The organism is Sedimentimonas flavescens, from assembly GCF_019264375.1.
GTDB classification, from domain to species: domain Bacteria; phylum Pseudomonadota; class Alphaproteobacteria; order Rhodobacterales; family Rhodobacteraceae; genus Rhodobacter; species Rhodobacter flavescens.
The window spans coordinates 340,888-358,087 of the sequence record NZ_JAHVAI010000001.1 but is presented as its reverse complement, the minus strand read 5'-3'; the positions used below and the strand labels follow the sequence as shown (position 1 = coordinate 358,087).

Genomic DNA, 17,200 nt, shown 5'->3' with positions numbered 1-17,200 from the left:
CGCGCCGAAATCAGGTGGCCGAGCCACCCACCGTCAGCCCGCCGATCATCAGGGTGGGCTGACCCACACCGACCGGTACCCATTGCCCCGCCTTGCCGCAATTACCGATGCCGGGATCCAGCGCCATGTCATTGCCGATGGCGCGGATCTGGCGCATGGCGGTCGGGCCGTCGCCAATCAGCGTGGCGCCCTTGACAGGCGCGCCGACGATGCCGTTCTTCACCCGGTAGGCCTCGGTGCAGGAGAAGACGAATTTGCCGTTGGTGATGTCTACCTGACCGCCGCCGAAACCGACCGCATAGATCCCGTCCTTCAGATCGGCGAGGATCGAGGCCGGGTCGGTCTCACCGCCGAGCATGTAGGTATTGGTCATGCGCGGCATGGGGATATGCGCAAAGCTCTCGCGCCGTCCGTTGCCGGTGGGCTTGACGCCCATCAGGCGGGCGTTCTGGCGGTCTTGCATGAAGCCCACGAGCACCCCGTCCTCTATCAACACGTTGCGGCCCGAGGGCGTGCCCTCGTCATCCACGGTGATCGAGCCTCGGCGATCGGGGATCGTGCCATCATCGAGCACGGTCACGCCCTTGGCCGCGACCTGCTGGCCCATCAGCCCGGCAAAGGCCGAGGATTTCTTGCGGTTGAAATCGCCTTCAAGCCCGTGGCCGACGGCTTCATGCAGCAGAACACCGGGCCAGCCGGGGCCAAGCACCACGTCCATCTGCCCGGCGGGGGCGGGCTCGGCGCGCAGGTTGACCAGGGCGATGCGCAGCGCCTCGCGCGCGACGGGTTGCCAATGGGCGGGCTCGATCAGGCCGGCAAGGCCGAAGCGACCGCCGCCGCCATGCCCGCCGCTCTCGCGCCGCCCATTCTCTTCGACAATGACCGAGATGTTGAGCCGCGCCATCGGCCGGATGTCCGACACCAGCCCGCCTTCGGGGCGCAGGATGAAGACCTCTTGCAGGCTGGCGGCCATCGAGGCCGAGACCTGCACGACGCGCGGATCAAGCGCGCGGGCGAAGGCGTCGATCTCGCGCAGGATGTCGATCTTGGCGCCGAAGCTCGCGTCGGTCATCGGATCGGCGTCGGTATACAGATGTCGGTTCGTGCCGGGCGGGGGGGCGGCCATTGCCCCGCCGCCATCGCCCACGGCCAGCCGCGCGGTTTCAGCGGCGCGCTTCAACGCGGCCTCGGAAATCTCGGTCGAATGGGCGTATCCGGCGACCTCGCCATTGACCGCGCGCAGGCCGAATCCCTCGGAGGCATCGTAAGAGGCGTTCTTGACGCGCCCGTCATCGAACACCAGCGCCTCGGAGCGGCGCCGCTCGAGGAACAGCTCGCCATCCTCGGCACCCGCGGTCGCTTCGCGCAATATCCGCAGGGCGGCGGCCTCGTCGATCTGGCTTTCGAAGGGGGCGAAACGGTCCTGGGCCATGTGGCGTTCCTTTCGTAAGATCAAGGAAAAGCGACAGCTTGTCGCACCTTTTTCTTGCCGGGGCGAAATGAATATGTATCTGTTGGATACATACAGCGCGAGCCGGTGAAGGGAAGCATCGGTTTTGTGCAAGCGGCAGGGAGAGCCGCAAGAGGGAGATAAAATTCGTATGCGCTTTGCGTCCATCCGCCGCGGTTTCGCGGCATCTATCACTTCGGCCATGGTGGCCGGGCAGGTTTACGCGCAGGATATGATCACGGGGCTGCCGGTCATCGGCAAGCCGAAGGACATGGGGCTTGGCTTCCAGCCCGCCGCGTCCGAACTGGCGCATGATCAGCAGTGGCTCGATGGGATGCTTCTGGCGATCATTACCGTGGTCACCCTGTTCGTCTTCGCGCTGCTCATCTACGCGATGCTGCGCTTCAACCAGCGTGCCAATCCCAAGCCGGCGCGCTTTACCCACAACACGCCGCTCGAGGTCACCTGGACGCTGGTGCCGATCGTCATTCTCGTGGTCGTGGGCGCGTTCTCGCTGCCGACGCTGTGGAAACAGCAAGAGATCCCGGCCGCCGACATCACCATCAAGGTCACCGGCTACCAGTGGTACTGGGGCTATGAGTATCCCGACGAGGGCGTGGCCTTCGACGCGCTGATGCTGGCCAAGGAAGACCTTGCCACCCATGGCTATGCCGAGGACGAGTATCTGCTGGCGACCGACAATGCCGTGGTCGTGCCGAAGGGCAAGACCATCGTGATGCAGGTCACCGGTGCCGACGTGATCCACAGCTGGGCGATGCCCGCCTTTGCCGTCAAGCAGGACGCTGTTCCGGGGCGCATCGCGCAGCTCTGGTTCAATGCCGACAAGGAAGGCGTCTATTTCGGCCAGTGCTCGGAACTGTGCGGCCAGGCCCATTCCTACATGCCGATCGTCGTGAAGGTCGTCTCGGATGAGGTCTATGCTCAGTGGCTTGAGCGCGCCAAGAACGGTTTCGCCGCGGTCGAGACCGACTCGCCGGTGAAAGTCGCTTCGAACTGAGGCGGAACAGATGAGCGACATCTCTTATATCGACCGCTCCGGTGAGGCTCAGTTCGGCGATTTCGTCGCCCTGCTGAAGCCGCGCGTGATGTCGCTCGTCGTCTTCACCGCCTTTGTGGGGCTGGTGGTGGCGCCGATGCCGGTGCATCCCTTCGTGGCCTTCACCGCGATCCTGTTCATCGCCCTTGGCGGCGGCGCCTCGGGCGCGCTGAACATGTGGTATGACGCCGATATCGACCGCCTCATGCGTCGCACCGCAAACCGTCCGATCCCGGCGGGGCGCGTTAGCGAGGGCGAGGCGCTTGGCTTCGGCCTGGCGCTGGCGGGGATTTCCTGCGTGATGCTGGCGCTGGCCTCGAACATCTTCGCGGGGGCCTTCCTGGCCTTCACCATCTTCTTCTACGTTATGGTCTATACCGTCTGGCTCAAGCGCCGCACGCCGCAGAACATCGTTATCGGCGGTGCAGCCGGTGCCTTCCCGCCGATGATCGGCTGGGCCGTGGCGACGGGGGGCATCAGCCTCGAATCCGTCGCGATGTTCATGATCATCTTCCTCTGGACCCCGCCGCATTTCTGGTCGCTGGCGCTGTTCATGAAGGATGACTACTCGAACGCGGGCGTGCCGATGCTGACCGTGACGCATGGCCGCCGCGCGACGCGCACGCAGATCCTGATCTATGCGCTGATCCTTGCGCCGGTCGCGGTTGGCGCGGCCTTCACCTCGATCGGCGGGCCGGTCTATCTGGCCGCATCGCTGGTGCTGAACGCGCTGTTCATCCGCGGTGCCTGGCGTTTGTGGCGGCGCGACGAAGACGTGGCGCTGGCGGAAAAATACAGCGCGGAAAAGCGCTACTTCTATTTCTCGCTGCTCTACCTGTTTGGCCATTTCTCGGCCCTGCTGGTCGAGAAGGGGCTAGGCATCTTCGGGATGGGGGGCTGGTAATGCCGATCACGCAAACGCATGAGCTGCATCAGCGCCGCTTCTCGCGCAACCTCGGGCTTGGTGCCGTGCTGCTGGCCTTCGTCGTGCTGGTCTTCGGGCTGACGGTGGTCAAGGTCAACCGTGGCGGCATGATGGAAGCCTACGATCACCAGCCGCGCGCCTCGGTGCTTCCGGTTGCCCCGGAGGCCAAGCAATGAGCGCAGCCGCCGCCAATACCCGGATGATGCGTCGGCTTCTGGCCGTCGTTGTCGTCATGGGCGCATTGGCATGGGCGGCCGTGCCGTTCTACAGCTGGTTTTGCCGCACCACTGGCTATGGCGGCACCACGAATACCGCCGAGGCGGCGTCGGATGTCATCCTTGATCGCACCGTCGAGGTGCGCTTCGACGCCAATGTCGGCAAGGGCATGGATTGGGTATTCCGTCCGATGCAGAACACCATGACGTTGCGCATCGGCGAAACGGGCCTGGCCTATTACGAGGCCTATAACCCGACCGACCGCGTCATCGCGGGCACCGCCGCCTATAACGTGGCCCCCGACCTGGCGGGCTACTACTTCGACAAGATCCAGTGCTTCTGCTTCACCGAACAGGTGTTGCAGCCCGGCGAGCGCGTCGAGATGCCGGTTTCCTTCTTCGTCGATCCCGAGATCGTCGATGATCCGGACGCCAGCCGCATCCACTCGATCACGCTTTCCTACACTTTCTACGAAACAGATCTGCCTTCGCAGCAGGCCGCAGCCGCGCCCGCAGCGAAGCTCCCCGTAAACTGAGGCCGACAGGACGACACCCATGGCGCATGCAAAGAACCACGATTATCACATCCTGCCCCCTTCGATCTGGCCGCTGCTGAGCGCGCTTGGTGCCTTCATCATGCTCTTCGGGGCGGTGATGTGGATGCAGAAAGTCACGCCCTTCATCTTCGTCGCGGGCCTGCTGATGGTGCTTTACTGCATGTACGGCTGGTGGGCGGATGTCGTGCGCGAAGGCGAAAACCAGGAGCACACGCCGGTCATCCGTATTGGCCTGCGCTACGGCTTCATCCTGTTCATCATGTCCGAGGTGATGTTCTTCGTCGCCTGGTTCTGGAGCTTCATCAAGAATGCCATGTATCCGCTCGGGCCGGAATATCCGGCGGTGGATGGTGTCTGGCCGCCCGCCGGCACCGTGCCCTTCGATCCCTGGAGCCTGCCGCTGATCAACACGGTGATCCTGCTTTTGTCGGGTGTCACGCTGACCTGGGCGCACCATGCGCTGGTGCATGACAATAACCGCAAGGACGCCAAGATCGGTCTGACGCTGACCGTGATCCTGGGCTTCATCTTCACCCTGCTGCAGGCCTTTGAATACAGCCACGCTCAGCAGGCGATCGGCACCGGCTCGATCTTCTGGGACAACTTCTTCATGGCGACCGGCTTCCATGGTGCGCATGTGATCATCGGCACGATCTTCCTGCTGGTCTGCCTGCTGCGCCTCAACAAGGGCCACTTCACCCCGAGCGAGCATGTCGGCTTTGAGGCCGCCGCCTGGTACTGGCACTTTGTCGATGTGGTCTGGCTTTTCCTCTTCGCTACGATCTATCTGTGGGGCGCTGCATAAGCCCCCTCGCGCGACAGGAAACGCGCTCGGCGCGGGGGGCGACCCTCGCGCCGTTTTCTTGAGGCTCCGATGAAACGCTACATCTTCCCGCTGATCCTTGGCCTTGGTGGCTGCGCAATCCTGCTGAGTCTCGGCTTCTGGCAATTGCGGCGGCTGGAGTGGAAAGAGACCAAACTGGCGCAGATCGAGGCGCAGATCGCGGGCGCCTCGCAGGAGCTGCCCGCGTCAGGCACCCCGAGCGAGCCGCTGAAATACCAACCCGTGCAGATGGCGGGCGGCACGACGGGGCAAGAGATCCTCGTGCTCTCGGGGCAGAAGGGCGTCGGCGCCGGCTATGAGGTGATCGCCGCCTTCGAAACCGGAGAGGGGCGGCGGGTGCTGCTTGATCGCGGGTTCATCCGTGAAGAGGGGCGCGATGCGGCCCGCCCGCCCACCGCGCTGATCGTCACCGGCAACCTGCACTGGCCCACCGAGACCGACAGCTACACCCCGGCACCCGACGCCAAGACCGGTATCTGGTTTGCCCGCGACGTGCCCGCCATGGCCGCTGCGCTTGGCACCGAGCCGATCATGGTCGTGGCCTCGGCCCTCGAGGGCGATATGCAGGGTGTTGAGCCCCGCGCCATCACCATCAGCGGCATTCCGAATGACCATCTGAACTACGCGATCACGTGGTTTTCGCTCGCTCTTGTCTGGGCGGGGATGACAGCGTTCCTGATGTGGCGTATCAGGCGGCAACAGATCTGAGGAAGACCCATGCGCTATATCTCGACCCGGGGGCAGGCCCCCGTGCTGACCTTCGGAGAGGCGATGCTGACCGGGCTTGCCCGCGACGGTGGCCTCTATGTTCCGCAAACCATCCCGAGCTTCACGGCCGAGGAAATCGCGGCGCTGGCCGGTCTGCCCTATGAAGAGGTCGCCTTCCGCGTGATGTTCCCCTTCGTGGGCGAGACCTTCACCGAGGAAGAGCTGCGCGGCGCCATCGCGCGCGCCTATGCGGGCTTTGGCCATGTGGCGCGTGCGCCTCTGGTGCAGCTCGATACCGGGCATTTCCTGCTAGAGCTGTTTCACGGCCCGACGCTGGCCTTCAAAGACTTCGCCATGCAGATCATCGGCCAGCTGTTCCAGCTGGCTCTGGCGAAGGAAGGCAAGCGGATCACCATCGTCGGCGCGACCTCGGGCGATACCGGCTCGGCCGCGATCGAGGCGTTCCGCGGCCTCGACAATGTCGATGTGTTCATCCTCTTCCCGCATGGCCGCGTCTCTGAGGTGCAGCGCCGTCAGATGACGACGCCCGCCGAGGAAAACGTCCACGCGCTGGCGCTTGATGGCACGTTCGACGATTGTCAGAACCGCCTCAAGGACATGTTCAATCACTTCGACTTCCGCGATGAGGTCGGTCTGGCGGGTGTGAACTCGATCAACTGGGCGCGGGTTCTGGCGCAGGTTGTCTATTACTTCACCGCCGCCACGGCGGTGGGTGCGCCGCATCGCAAGGTCTCGTTCACCGTGCCGACCGGCAATTTCGGCGACATCTTCGCGAGCTTCATCGCCAAAGAGATGGGCCTGCCGATCGAGCAACTGGTGATCGCCACCAACCAGAACGACATCCTGCACCGCTGCCTGACCACGGGCCGCTATGAGATGGACGGGGTGAAGCCCTCGATCAGCCCGTCGATGGACATTCAGATCTCGTCGAACTTCGAGCGCGCGCTGTTCTGGGCCTATGGCAAGGACGGGGCCGCCGTGGCGCAGCTGATGGATGAGCTGAAGACAAAGGGCGGTTTCGCCGTCAGACAGGGCGCGTTGCAGGCGCTGCGCGAAACCTATGTCTCGGGCCGTGTATCCGAGGAAGAGACCTCGCAGACCATCACCGAGGAACTCAAGCGTTCGGGCGAGCTTCTGTGCCCGCATTCGGCGGTCGGTGTGCGCGTGGGTGCGGCCCATGTCGCGGCGCCGGTGCCGATGGTGACGCTGGCCACCGCGCATCCGGCCAAGTTCCCCGATGCGGTCGAGGCCGCCACCGGCATTCGCCCCGGCCTGCCGCCGCGCATGGCCGATCTGTTCGAGCGCCCCGAGCGCGTGACCCGCGTGCCCAACGATCTTGCCGCGCTTGAGGCGCTGATCCAGGAAAGGCGCCGCAAGTGATTCAAACCACGACGCTGTCGAACGGGCTGCGCATCGTCACCGAGCGGATGCCGGGGCTGGCCTCGGCCACCATCGGCATCTGGGTCACGGCAGGCGGGCGGCACGAACGCCCCGAGCAGAACGGTATCGCGCATTTCCTTGAGCACATGGCCTTCAAGGGCACCAAGACGCGCAATGCCCTGCAGATCGCCGAGGCGATCGAGGACGTGGGCGGCTATATCAACGCCTATACTTCGCGTGAGATGACGGCCTATTACGCCCGCGTTCTGGGGGCTGATGTGACCCTTGCGCTCGACGTGATTTCCGACATCGTGCTGAACCCGGTCTTCGATCAGCGCGAGATCGAGGTCGAGCGCCACGTGATCTTGCAGGAAATCGGTCAGGCGCTGGACACGCCCGACGACATCATCTTCGACTGGCTGCAAGAGGCGGCCTACCCGGATCAGGCCATCGGCCGCACGATCCTTGGCCCGGCTGAACGGGTCTCAAGCTTCGGCAAGCCCGATCTCGCAGGCTTCGTGGCCGAGCATTACGGCCCCGACCAGATGATCCTGTCGGCGGCGGGCGATGTCGATCACGAGGCCATCGTGCGTCAGGCCGAAGCGGTCTTTGGCGGCCTGCGCCCGGTGGGCGCGCCCTCAATCCAGCCTGCGCTTTGGGCCGGGCAGGAGCGGCGCGAGGTCAAGGACCTTGAGCAGGTGCATTTCACGCTGGCCTTCGAGGGGCCAGGCTACCGCAGCCCTGATCTCTACACCGCGCAGGTCTATTCGACCGCGCTTGGCGGCGGCATGTCCTCGCGTCTGTTCCAGAAGATCCGCGAAGAGCGTGGCCTGTGCTATTCGATCTTCGCGCAGGCCGGGGCCTATGACGACACCGGCATGATCACGATCTACGCGGGCACGTCTGAGGAAGAGATCGGCGCGCTGGCCGACCTGACCGTCGAGGAGCTGCGCCGCGCGGCCGAGGATATGTCCGAGGCCGAGGTGGCGCGGGCGCGGGTACAGATGAAGGCGGGGATGCTCATGGGGCTCGAAAGCGCCTCGAGCAGGGCCGAGCGCATGGCGCGCAACCTTGCGATCTATGGTCGGGTGCCGGGGTTGGAAGAGGTTTCGGCCCGGATTGACGCGGTCACCCGCGAGGCGGTGCGCGAATATGCCGGGCGGCTCGCCGCCTCGGGGCGCGCGGCGATGGCGGTTTACGGACCGGTCGCCGGGGCGCCGCATCTGGCCGATCTGCGCGCAAGGCTTGCCGCCTGATGCTGGGGCGGCGTCGGAAGCCTCGGGTCGAGACGGAGCGGATGACGCTCCGCCTGCCGATGCATTCCGACTACCGGGACTGGGCGCTCTTGCGCGAGGAAAGCCGCGATTTCCTGATGCCATGGGAGCCCGCCTGGACCTCGGATCACCTCAGCCGCAAGGCCTTCACCAACCGCGTCTACTGGTCCGCCCGGGCCGAGGCCGCGGGCACCGCGCTGCCGTTCTTTCTGATCCGGCGTCAGGATGCGCGGGTTCTGGGTGCGATCACGCTTGACAGTATCCGGCGCGGACCGGCGCAGGCGGGCACGCTTGGCTATTGGGTGGGCGAGCGTTACGCCCGCCAGGGCTACATGCGCGAGGCGATCCGCGCGGTCGTGCATTACGCCTTCACCGCGCTCGACCTGAGCCGGATTGAAGCCGCCTGCCTGCCCGAGAACATGGCCTCGCGCGGGGTGCTGGAGAAATCGGGCTTCAAATATGAAGGCGTCGCGCAGGCCTATCTTCAGATCAACGGACGCTGGCGCAACCATGTGCTTTACTCCAATCTGCGGGCCGACCGGCGCGGACGGACCGACGCGGGCTAGGGCCATCCCGGCAAGGGGAAGATAAGATGCTGAACGCCGCAGATGACGCTTTCGCCGAACGCCTTGCGCAGGCGGTGCCGGGGCTGTGGATCGGCGCGCCCGAGCCGCGCTATCTGGAAGAGCCGCGCGGGCGCTGGTTTGGTCAGGGTGGCCTGCTGGTCAAGCCCGCCGATACCGCGCAGGTCTCGGCTGTGCTGCGCGCCTGCAACGCGGCGCGGGTCGGCGTGGTGCCCTATGGTGGCGGAACGGGCTTGGTCAGCGGCCAGATTGCGCCCGACGGCCCCTTGCCCGTGATCCTGAGCCTTGAGAAGATGGCCGCGCTGCGCCAGATCGACAGTCACGCGATGCAGGTCGAGGCCGGTGCCACGCTGCAACAGGTGCGCGACTGGGCCGAGGAGGCCGGGCGGCGTTTCCCCTTGGGACTGGCCAGTCAGGGCAGCGCGCAGATCGGCGGCTGTCTGGCGACGAACGCGGGTGGCGTGAACGTGCTGCGCTACGGCAATGCGCGGGCACTGTGTCTGGGGCTTGAGGTCGTGCTAGCCGATGGCACGATCTGGTCGGGTCTCAAGGCGCTGCGCAAGGACAATACCGGCTATGATCTGCGCGATCTGATAGTTGGCGCCGAGGGCTCGCTTGGTGTCATCACCGCCGCCAGCCTGCGCCTCTTCGAACCTCCGGCCGTTGAGGGCACGGCCCTGTTCGCCGTCCCCTCGCCGCAAGCCGCCGTCGCCCTGCTGGAACTCGCGCAGCGTCAGATGGCGGGCTGCGTTTCGGCGTTCGAGCTGATCGCGGGGCAGGGGCTTGCCTTCCTGCGCGAGGTCGGGCCCGAGGTGCAGATGCCCTTCGCGCAAGACCCCGAATGGTGCGTGTTGATCGAACTGGGCCTGCCCGCTGGCATGGAGGCGGAAGAGGCCTTCGGCGCGCTTTACGAGGCCGCCGAGGAACTGGTGCTCGACGCCGTCGTCGCCCAGTCCGAGGCACAACGCAGCGCGCTTTGGGAATTGCGCGAAAGCCTTCCGCTGGCGAACCGACGGATCGGGGCGATCTCAAGCCACGATATTTCGGTCCCGGTCAGCGCGATCCCGGAGTTCATCGCCGCCGCGCAAGGCAGGCTGACAGCGATGGGCGATTTCCGCATCAACTGTTTTGGCCATGTCGGCGACGGCAACCTGCATTTCAACGTCTTCCCGGCCAAGGGCCGCCAGCGCGACGACTATCTCGCGCAGCGCGATGGGGTGAAGCGCGCGGTGCATGATCTGGTGGTGCAGGGCTTCGACGGCTCGGTCAGCGCCGAGCATGGCGTGGGCCGCCTCAAGGTCGAGGATCTGGAGCGCTACGAGGACCCTGCCAAGCTCGCGATGATGCGCGCGATCAAGGATGCGCTCGACCCGAACGGAATTCTCAATCCGGGCGCGGTTTTGCGGGCGAAGGCCTAAGGGCGCTCAGAGCCCCTCGAACTCGCACAGCACGCTCACCGACATCCCGAGGCTTTCGAGCAATTCGCGCCCGCCAAGCTCGGGCAGATCGACGATGAACGAGCAGCCGACGATCTCGCCACCCAGACGCTCGATCAGCTTGATGCCCGCGCCGCAGGTGCCGCCAGTGGCCAGCAGATCATCGACGATCAGCACCCGCTCGCCGGGCTGGATGGCGTCTTCGTGGATTTCCATGATCGCCTCGCCATATTCCAGCTTGTAGGCTTGGCTGAGTGTCTGACCCGGCAGCTTGCCCTTCTTGCGGATCGGCACGAAGCCCTTGGAGAGCTGGTGCGCGATGGCGCCGCCAAGAATGAAGCCGCGTGCCTCAAGCCCGACGACCTTGTCGATCTTTTCGCCCGCCCAGGGGTGCAAAAGCTGGTCGATCGCCATGCGAAAGCCGCGCGCATCCGCGAAGAGGGTGGTCACATCGCGGAACATGATACCCTCATGCGGGAAATCGGCGATGGTGCGGATGTAATCCTTGACGGTTTTCATGGAGTCAGCCTTTCAGAACGCGGCCCATCACGGGCATGCAGCGGGCAATCACCTCGGGGTCGCGCTTTGCGGGGGCGGTCATGATCGCGCTGTCGAGCGCATGGCCACAGCCCTCGGTGCAATCCACTGCCAGACCAGCCAGAAGGCCCGGAAGGGCCGCTACCAATCCGCGTGCCTTGTCGGCATTTTTCATCGCGGTCGCAACCACTTGCGCAACGTCAACGGCATCGTGGTCGGGGTGCCAGCAGTCATAATCGGTGATCATCGCGACGCAGGCATAGCAAAGCTCGGCCTCGCGGGCGAGCTTGGCCTCGGGCATCCCGGTCATACCGATGACATCGGCGCCCCAGCTGCGATAAAGGCGGCTTTCGGCGAGGGTCGAGAACTGCGGCCCCTCCATGGCGACATAGGTGCCGCCCTCATGCACTGTCATCCCCTGCGTCCGTGCCGCCGCCACGCAGGCCGCCGACAGCCGCGCGCAGGTCGGATGCGCGACCGAGACATGGCCGACGAGGCCCGGCTCGAAGAAGGTCTTTTCGCGTGCGAAGGTGCGGTCGATATACTGATCCACGATCAGGAAATCGCCCGGCGCATAGGCTTCCTTGAGACTGCCAACGGCCGATACCGCGACCAGATCGGTGACGCCGAGCATCTTCATCGCGGCGATATTGGCGCGGTAGGGGACGGTCGTGGGTGTGTGGACATGGCCGCGCCCGTGACGCGGCAGGAAGGCCATGCGAACGCCGTTCAGAATACCGGTCAGGACCTCGTCGGAGGGCGCACCCCAAGGGGTCTCAACCCTCTGCCATCGCGCATCTTGCAGGCCCGAGATCTCATAGACCCCCGAGCCGCCGATGATCCCGATCATTCTGTCCATGCCACCCTCCGATTTCTGCTCTGCGGCGAGATTAGGCCCGCGCGCTCGCCCTGAAAAGCGGATATTGGGGATGCAGAGGGCGATGCGCCCGCCTGTATCAGGAATCGGAGCGACAATGGATAATATGCGCGGCGCCGTGCTGATGACGGTGGCGATGGCGCTCTTCGCGGTCGAGGACATGTTCGTCAAGAGCGCAGCGAGCGCCTTGCCTGTGGGCGAGGTCCTGGCGCTCTTTGGGTTGGGCGGTACGATCGCTTTCGCCGTGCTGACGCTGCGCGCAGGGCAAAAGCTGTGGCATCCGGCGGTGGCAAGTCCGCTCTTGCTGACCAAGGCGGGGTTCGAGATGGCAGGGCGGTTGGGATACACGATTGGTATTGCGCTGACGCCTCTGTCGAACGCATCGGCCATCTTGCAGGCGACGCCCCTGGTCGTGGTCGCAGGCGCGGCGCTGTTCTTTCGAGAGAAAGTCGGTCCGCGGCGCTGGACGGCCATCGCCATAGGTTTTCTGGGTGTTCTGGTGATCTTGCGCCCGGGGCTTGAGGGCTTTGTGCCCGCTGCGCTCTGGACTGTGCTAGGGCTTTTGGGGTTTGCCGGACGGGATCTGGCAACACGGGCAGCGCCCAAGGTGCTGTCGAATCTTCAGCTTGGGATCTACGGCTTTGCGGTGCTGATCCCGACAGGTCTTATCATCCTCGCCTTCACCGGCGGCGCGCGCGTACCGGTGACGGTCGAACTGCTTCCAGTCGTTGGCGCAACCGTTTTCGGGGTTGCTGCCTATTGGAGTCTGACCGCCGCGATGCGGGTGGGTGAGGTCTCGGTCGTCACCCCATTCCGCTACACACGGCTGATCTTCGCGCTTTTCCTTGGCGTTCTGGTTTTCGGAGAGCGTCCCGACGCCGCGACCCTCATGGGCGCGGGGCTGATCATCGCCTCGGGTGTCTATACCTTGTGGCGTGGGCGGAAGTAGGGGGCGCTGCCCCCTCGCGGCCTCGGCCGCTCACCCCCGAGGTATTTCTACCAAGAAGAAGGGAGGGGTAAGCGCAGCCCCATTCGGCTTTGAAAAAATATCCCGGGGGAGGCGAAGCCGGGGGCAGAGCCCCCTCAGGTGTCTTCAGGGCGGGCGAGCTCGAATGTCTCGGTGACGCTACAATAGTCTCGATAACCAAGGCGCGCGAGCCGATCGGGCGGGCTGAAGCGCCCGTCTTGCAGGCAGTCCGGGCGAATGTGGATTCCGATGACTTCGCCGTGGATCAGGTAGTTCGCCTTGCCCAGCAGGGGGATGATCTGCACCAGTCGGCATTCAAGGCTCGCCGGAGCCTCGGCTGCGCGGGGGCAGGGGATGGTTTCGCATTCGGCTTTCGCCACGCGTGCGTGTTCAAACTCATCGGCTCCTGCGGGCAGGGGCGCGCTGGTGGCATTCATTGCCTCGATCAGGTCATGCGAGACGATATTCACGCAAAACACGCCCGTTTCGCGGATTTGGGCCGTCGTGTCCTTGGTGCCTTCGCGATCTGCTTTTGCGGAGGTCGAGGCAAAGACCAGTTGCGGCGGGGTATAGGCCACGGCGTTAAAGAACGAGTAGGGCGCAAGGTTGTCGCCCATTGTGCCGCGCGTCGAGATCCAGGCGATGGGGCGCGGCGCGACGATCGCATTCCATGGATTATGGGGCAGGCCGTGGCCTTCGGAGGGGCGGTAGAACATATCTGCATCGGTCCTTTGATTTGAACCCGACTTTACAGCGTGTTAGGCGCGAAGGGCGAGGGATTCGGGAGGCCGGATGTATCAGCTTGCTGTAGAAAGCGATGCCGATTGGTGGGAAGTGGAGGCGCTTTACGACCTCTGCTTTGCGCCGGGGCGCACTGCGCTGTCTTCCTACAGGCTGCGTGACGGCGTCGAGAAGGTGCATCCGCTGTGCCTGACCCTGCGTGAGGATGGCGTTTTGGCCGCCGTGATCCGTTACTGGCCTGTGCGCGTGGGCGGCAAGCGCGTGCTATTGCTTGGGCCTGTCGCTGTGCACCCGACCCGGCAGGGCGAAGGCCTGGGCGGTCTTTTGATGCATGAAAGCCTGAGCAAGGCCCATGAGCTGGGCTGGGAACGGGTGTTGCTGGTGGGCGACGCGCCCTACTACCAGCGCTTTGGGTTCGAGAAGATCGACGGTGTGATCATGCCGCCGCCGACCAACCCCGACCGGGTGCTGGCGCTGGAACTGGAACCCGGGGCCTGGCAGGGCGTGCGCGGCCATGTTCGGAAATGGGTGGAAAAATCTGCCTCGTGATCTGGCGCGCAGCCACCTGCTGCCCATATTGGGTAAAACGGAGGCCCAGATGCAGCCAGAAATCCTTCTGCCCGTGACCGATCCGGCCCTCAAGGCCGCGCTGGACCAATTGGCCAAGCGCCACCGCGCAGCGGGCGGGATCGGGATGCAGGTCATGGCCTTTGTCGGCGGTTCAGCCGAGAACCTGATGAGCAAACTGCCCCAGCCGGTGCGTGACGGGCTTGAGGGTGCTACATCGCGTGCGCTCGAGACGGCATTTGATGCGGCGGCGCGTACGCGCGGCGCGGTCTCGGACCGGCCCGACTGGGTCAACACGGCGCTGACCACCGCCATGGGCGCGGCAGGCGGTGTGGGCGGCTTGCCCGGTGCGCTGGCCGAGTTGCCCTTTACCGTCACCATGCTCTTGCGTGCGATCCAGGGGATTGCCTCCGAGCATGGCTTCGATCCGGCCTCGGACGAGGTAAGGATGGAGTGCCTGCGGGTTTTCGCGAGCGCCGGTCCGCTGGAGGCGGACGACGGAACGGACATGGGCTTCCTGGCCGCCAAGGTTACGATCACCGGGCCGGGCCTGAACAGTCTGATCGCCAAGGTGGCGCCAAGGCTTGCCGCAGTTCTGGGCCAGAAACTTGCCGCGCAGGCCGCGCCGGTTCTGGGTGCCGTGGCGGGGGCGGCGGTGAACTATGCTTTCACCAGCTACTACCAGGAGATCGCGCGCGTCCATTTTGGCCTAAAGCGGCTCGCGCGCGAGTCGGGCGAGGACGAGGGCCTGCTGCGCGAGGAACTGGTTGCCCGGATCGCGCCGAAACCCAAGGGCTAGAGATTGGCGAGATAGGCGGTGACCGCGGGGCGCAGCGATTGCGCGCCGGCGTCACGGGCGTTCACGATGATCTCGCGCAGCTCACGCAGATCGGCGCGGCGGATCAGGTGCTTGACCGGGCCAATCGAGGCCGGGCGCATCGACAGCGTCGGCACACCAAGCGCGGCCAGCGCCAGCGCCTCGACCGGGCGGCCGGCATCCTCGCCGCAGAAGCTCAGGGCGGTGTTGTTCGCCGCGCAGCGCGCGATGATCTGTTCGATGAAGGTCAGGAAGGCCGCATCGAGCGTGTCATAGCGCCGCCGTACGCGTTCATTCTCGCGATCGGCAGCGAAGAAGAACTGCTTGAGATCGTTCCCGCCGATCGAGATGAAATCGCAGGCCTTGAAGAAGCTCTCGGGCGCGAAGCCAAGCGAGGGGGTTTCCAGCATGGCGCCGATTTTCAGATCGCAGGGCACGGTGCGGCCAAGCGCGGATTCGCGCTCCATCTCGCGCAGCAGCGAGTCGCGGGCGGCGTGGAACTCGTTCGGCGTGGCGATAAAGGGGAACATCACCGACAGCGGCCGCCCCTCGGCCCCTCGGATCAGCGCCTGCAACTGCATCCGCAGCACGCCCGGCTTGTCGAGCCCCACGCGGATCGCGCGCCAGCCCATCGCGGGGTTCGGCTCGTCCTGCGGCTTCATATAGGGCAGGACCTTGTCCGAGCCGATGTCGAGCGTGCGGAAATGCACGCGCTTGTCGCCCGCCGCATCCATCACGCGCTTATAGAGCGCCGCAAGCTCCGAACGGCGCGGCACGCGGGTCCGGGTGAGGAACTGCAATTCGGTGCGGAACAGGCCCACACCATCGGCCCCCGATCCGTTGAGCGAGGGCAGATCGGCCATGAGTCCCGCGTTCATCATCAGCGAGATGGTCTGGCCTGACTGGTCCGTCGCTGGCTGTTCGCGCAGATCGGCATAGCGCTTTTGCGCCTCGGCCTGCATGGCGATCTTGTCGCGGAAGGCGGCGGCGACGGTTTCCTCGGGCCGCAGATGGACGAAGCCCTGATCGCCATCGACCAGAATCAGATCGCCGTTCAGCGCCTCGGTGGTGATGCGCGCGGCATGAATCACCAGCGGGATCGAAAGCGCGCGGGCCACGATGGCGGCGTGCGAGCCGACCGAACCCTCTTCAAGCACCACACCCCTGAGCGCGCGCCCATACTCCAGCAACTCCGCCGGGCCGATGTTGCGAGCGATCAGAACCGGGTCGGGGGGCAGCTCGGCCCCTGTATCCTTGCCCTGACCGGTCAGCAGTCGCAGCAGCCGGTTCGACAGATCGTCGAGGTCATTGAGCCGCTCGCGCAGATAGAGGTCGGGTGATTGCTCCAATCGCGCGCGGGCGGTGGATTGCTCTTTCTCGACGGCCGCCTCGGCCGAAAGGCCAAGCCCGATATCCTCGGACATGCGGCGGAACCAGCCGCGCGAATGCGCCAGCATCTTGTAGGTTTCGAGCACCTGGCGGTGCTCTTTGTCCATGGCGGCCGAGCCCTCGAGCATGTCCTCGATTTGCGCCTGCAACGCCTGGATCGCCTCTTCGAGGCGCTTGAGTTCGGCGTCCGGGTCGTCGCCGACCGGGTTGGTGACGACCACGCGCGGCTCATGCAGCCAGACGCGGCCCTCGGCGGCGCCTTCCTGGCCGGTGGTGCCCCGGAACATGACCGTGAAGCGATGTGCCGCGCCGATGCCATTATTGTTGTCGCCTATGAAGGCGCCAAGCTCGGTCATCTCGGCCAGCACCATGGCCACGACCTCAAGGCCGTAAACCTCGTCTTCGGAAAACTCGCGCGCCTCACGCGACTGAACGACCAGCACGCCGAGTTTCTCGCCCACGCGCTGGATCGGCACGCCGAGGAAGGAGGAGTAAATCTCTTCGCCCGTCTCGGGCATGTAGCGGAAGCCCGGCTCGGAGGGAGCGTTGCCGGTGTTCACCGGCTGACCCGTGCGCGCGACGCGCCCCACCAGGCCCTCACCCAGCCGCATCCGCGTCTTGTGGACGGATTCGGGGTTCAGGCCCTCGGTCGCGCAAAGCTCGAGCGTTTCGGGATCGCGGAAGAGGTAGATCGAGCACACCTGGGTGCGCATCGAATCGGCGATCAGATGGGTGATGCGGTCAAGCCGATCCTGACCGCCGCCGGGGGTGGCCAATGTATCGCGCAGGCGCCGCAGCAAGCTGCGGCTGTCACTTTCGCTGCGTTCCACCATTGACCTCGCCCAGTCCTCTCC

18 protein-coding genes are annotated in these 17,200 nt (G+C 65.2%); 13 read left to right on the top strand and 5 right to left on the bottom strand.

Translation table 11 applies throughout. From position 1 onward, the window contains the following. Positions 1 to 10: 10 nt before the first annotated feature. Positions 11 to 1,432, bottom strand: a complete 1,422-nt coding sequence (gene tldD, locus KTQ37_RS01865) for a metalloprotease TldD (RefSeq protein ID WP_218628760.1) — start codon at positions 1,430 to 1,432, stop codon at positions 11 to 13. Positions 1,433 to 1,601: 169 nt separating this feature from the next. Between tldD and coxB the strand changes: the two genes are divergently transcribed. The 10 genes from coxB to KTQ37_RS01815 all read left to right on the top strand — a co-directional run bounded on the left by coxB (position 1,602) and on the right by KTQ37_RS01815 (position 10,433). Further along, complete coding sequence (gene coxB, locus KTQ37_RS01860) at positions 1,602 to 2,468, top strand: cytochrome c oxidase subunit II (RefSeq protein WP_218628759.1); 867 nt, start codon at positions 1,602 to 1,604, stop codon at positions 2,466 to 2,468. 10 nt (positions 2,469 to 2,478) lie between these two features. Continuing rightward, complete coding sequence (gene cyoE, locus KTQ37_RS01855) at positions 2,479 to 3,411, top strand: heme o synthase (protein WP_218628758.1); 933 nt, start codon at positions 2,479 to 2,481, stop codon at positions 3,409 to 3,411. Next, on the top strand, positions 3,411 to 3,608 hold the full coding sequence (locus KTQ37_RS01850; protein WP_218628757.1) for a hypothetical protein: 198 nt from the start codon (positions 3,411 to 3,413) through the stop codon (positions 3,606 to 3,608). The genes cyoE and KTQ37_RS01850 overlap by 1 nt, the downstream gene beginning before the upstream one ends. Beyond that, positions 3,605 to 4,183 carry a cytochrome c oxidase assembly protein gene (locus KTQ37_RS01845; RefSeq protein WP_218628756.1) on the top strand — a complete coding sequence of 193 codons (579 nt, stop codon included), beginning with the start codon at positions 3,605 to 3,607 and terminating at the stop codon, positions 4,181 to 4,183. The genes KTQ37_RS01850 and KTQ37_RS01845 overlap by 4 nt, the downstream gene beginning before the upstream one ends. Positions 4,184 to 4,202: 19 nt before the next feature. Further along, complete coding sequence (locus tag KTQ37_RS01840) at positions 4,203 to 5,009, top strand: cytochrome c oxidase subunit 3 (protein WP_218628755.1); 807 nt, start codon at positions 4,203 to 4,205, stop codon at positions 5,007 to 5,009. 69 nt (positions 5,010 to 5,078) lie between these two features. Further along, a complete protein-coding gene (locus KTQ37_RS01835) occupies positions 5,079 to 5,756 on the top strand; it encodes an SURF1 family protein (protein ID WP_218628754.1) in 678 nt (225 codons plus the stop codon). 9 nt (positions 5,757 to 5,765) lie between these two features. After that, positions 5,766 to 7,157, top strand: coding sequence for a threonine synthase (thrC, locus tag KTQ37_RS01830; protein ID WP_218628753.1), 1,392 nt, complete (start codon positions 5,766 to 5,768; stop codon positions 7,155 to 7,157). 47 nt (positions 7,158 to 7,204) lie between these two features. Continuing rightward, the gene (locus KTQ37_RS01825; RefSeq protein WP_236021037.1) at positions 7,205 to 8,413 is read left to right on the top strand and encodes a M16 family metallopeptidase; all 1,209 of its coding nucleotides are present in this window, start codon (positions 7,205 to 7,207) and stop codon (positions 8,411 to 8,413) included. Then, positions 8,413 to 8,997, top strand: a complete 585-nt coding sequence (locus tag KTQ37_RS01820; RefSeq protein ID WP_218628751.1) for a GNAT family N-acetyltransferase — start codon at positions 8,413 to 8,415, stop codon at positions 8,995 to 8,997. Before KTQ37_RS01825 ends, KTQ37_RS01820 begins: the two co-directional genes overlap by 1 nt. A 26-nt stretch (positions 8,998 to 9,023) precedes the next feature. After that, positions 9,024 to 10,433: an FAD-binding oxidoreductase gene (locus tag KTQ37_RS01815; protein WP_218628750.1), complete on the top strand. Its 1,410-nt coding sequence runs from the start codon at positions 9,024 to 9,026 to the stop codon at positions 10,431 to 10,433. Positions 10,434 to 10,439: 6 nt separating this feature from the next. Here KTQ37_RS01815 and KTQ37_RS01810 read toward each other — a convergent pair whose 3' ends face one another. Together KTQ37_RS01810 and KTQ37_RS01805 are read right to left on the bottom strand one after the other, a co-directional pair. Beyond that, the gene (locus tag KTQ37_RS01810) at positions 10,440 to 10,970 is read right to left on the bottom strand and encodes an adenine phosphoribosyltransferase (RefSeq protein WP_218628749.1); all 531 of its coding nucleotides are present in this window, start codon (positions 10,968 to 10,970) and stop codon (positions 10,440 to 10,442) included. 4 nt (positions 10,971 to 10,974) lie between these two features. Next, on the bottom strand, positions 10,975 to 11,847 hold the full coding sequence (locus tag KTQ37_RS01805; protein ID WP_218628748.1) for an S-methyl-5'-thioadenosine phosphorylase: 873 nt from the start codon (positions 11,845 to 11,847) through the stop codon (positions 10,975 to 10,977). Between the two features lie 115 nt (positions 11,848 to 11,962). Between KTQ37_RS01805 and KTQ37_RS01800 the strand changes: the two genes are divergently transcribed. Further along, a complete protein-coding gene (locus tag KTQ37_RS01800) occupies positions 11,963 to 12,814 on the top strand; it encodes a DMT family transporter (RefSeq protein ID WP_218628747.1) in 852 nt (283 codons plus the stop codon). Positions 12,815 to 12,948: 134 nt separating this feature from the next. On the opposite strand, the gene KTQ37_RS01795 is transcribed toward KTQ37_RS01800, so the two are convergent. Then, on the bottom strand, positions 12,949 to 13,548 hold the full coding sequence (locus tag KTQ37_RS01795) for a flavin reductase family protein (protein WP_218628746.1): 600 nt from the start codon (positions 13,546 to 13,548) through the stop codon (positions 12,949 to 12,951). A gap of 76 nt (positions 13,549 to 13,624) precedes the next feature. On the opposite strand from KTQ37_RS01795, the gene KTQ37_RS01790 reads away from it, so the two are divergent. Next, positions 13,625 to 14,122 (top strand): GNAT family N-acetyltransferase, encoded by a 498-nt coding sequence (locus KTQ37_RS01790; RefSeq protein WP_218628745.1) that lies wholly within the window; start codon positions 13,625 to 13,627, stop codon positions 14,120 to 14,122. 49 nt (positions 14,123 to 14,171) lie between these two features. After that, the gene (locus KTQ37_RS01785) at positions 14,172 to 14,939 is read left to right on the top strand and encodes an EcsC family protein (protein WP_218628744.1); all 768 of its coding nucleotides are present in this window, start codon (positions 14,172 to 14,174) and stop codon (positions 14,937 to 14,939) included. Here KTQ37_RS01785 and ptsP read toward each other — a convergent pair. Then, a complete protein-coding gene (gene ptsP, locus KTQ37_RS01780; RefSeq protein WP_218628743.1) occupies positions 14,936 to 17,179 on the bottom strand; it encodes a phosphoenolpyruvate--protein phosphotransferase in 2,244 nt (747 codons plus the stop codon). The two genes, KTQ37_RS01785 and ptsP, sit on opposite strands and share 4 nt — an antisense overlap. Positions 17,180 to 17,200 lie beyond the last annotated feature (21 nt).

Excerpts from the sequence above, each read along its gene's own strand:
- KTQ37_RS01825 (WP_236021037.1), top strand. The coding sequence starts at position 7,205 with ATGCCGGGGCTGGCCTCGGCCACCATCGGCATCTGGGTCACGGCAGGC.
- KTQ37_RS01850 (WP_218628757.1), top strand. The coding sequence starts at position 3,411 with ATGCCGATCACGCAAACGCATGAGCTGCATCAGCGCCGCTTCTCGCGC.
- KTQ37_RS01810 (WP_218628749.1), bottom strand. The coding sequence starts at position 10,970 with ATGAAAACCGTCAAGGATTACATCCGCACCATCGCCGATTTCCCGCAT.
- KTQ37_RS01790 (WP_218628745.1), top strand. The coding sequence starts at position 13,625 with ATGTATCAGCTTGCTGTAGAAAGCGATGCCGATTGGTGGGAAGTGGAG.
- KTQ37_RS01840 (WP_218628755.1), top strand. The coding sequence starts at position 4,203 with ATGGCGCATGCAAAGAACCACGATTATCACATCCTGCCCCCTTCGATC.
- cyoE (WP_218628758.1), top strand. The coding sequence starts at position 2,479 with ATGAGCGACATCTCTTATATCGACCGCTCCGGTGAGGCTCAGTTCGGC.
- KTQ37_RS01795 (WP_218628746.1), bottom strand. The coding sequence starts at position 13,548 with ATGTTCTACCGCCCCTCCGAAGGCCACGGCCTGCCCCATAATCCATGG.
- KTQ37_RS01820 (WP_218628751.1), top strand. The coding sequence starts at position 8,413 with ATGCTGGGGCGGCGTCGGAAGCCTCGGGTCGAGACGGAGCGGATGACG.
- tldD (WP_218628760.1), bottom strand. The coding sequence starts at position 1,432 with ATGGCCCAGGACCGTTTCGCCCCCTTCGAAAGCCAGATCGACGAGGCC.
- KTQ37_RS01835 (WP_218628754.1), top strand. The coding sequence starts at position 5,079 with ATGAAACGCTACATCTTCCCGCTGATCCTTGGCCTTGGTGGCTGCGCA.
- coxB (WP_218628759.1), top strand. The coding sequence starts at position 1,602 with ATGCGCTTTGCGTCCATCCGCCGCGGTTTCGCGGCATCTATCACTTCG.
- thrC (WP_218628753.1), top strand. The coding sequence starts at position 5,766 with ATGCGCTATATCTCGACCCGGGGGCAGGCCCCCGTGCTGACCTTCGGA.
- KTQ37_RS01815 (WP_218628750.1), top strand. The coding sequence starts at position 9,024 with ATGCTGAACGCCGCAGATGACGCTTTCGCCGAACGCCTTGCGCAGGCG.
- KTQ37_RS01805 (WP_218628748.1), bottom strand. The coding sequence starts at position 11,847 with ATGGACAGAATGATCGGGATCATCGGCGGCTCGGGGGTCTATGAGATC.
- KTQ37_RS01785 (WP_218628744.1), top strand. The coding sequence starts at position 14,172 with ATGCAGCCAGAAATCCTTCTGCCCGTGACCGATCCGGCCCTCAAGGCC.
- ptsP (WP_218628743.1), bottom strand. The coding sequence starts at position 17,179 with ATGGTGGAACGCAGCGAAAGTGACAGCCGCAGCTTGCTGCGGCGCCTG.
- KTQ37_RS01800 (WP_218628747.1), top strand. The coding sequence starts at position 11,963 with ATGGATAATATGCGCGGCGCCGTGCTGATGACGGTGGCGATGGCGCTC.
- KTQ37_RS01845 (WP_218628756.1), top strand. The coding sequence starts at position 3,605 with ATGAGCGCAGCCGCCGCCAATACCCGGATGATGCGTCGGCTTCTGGCC.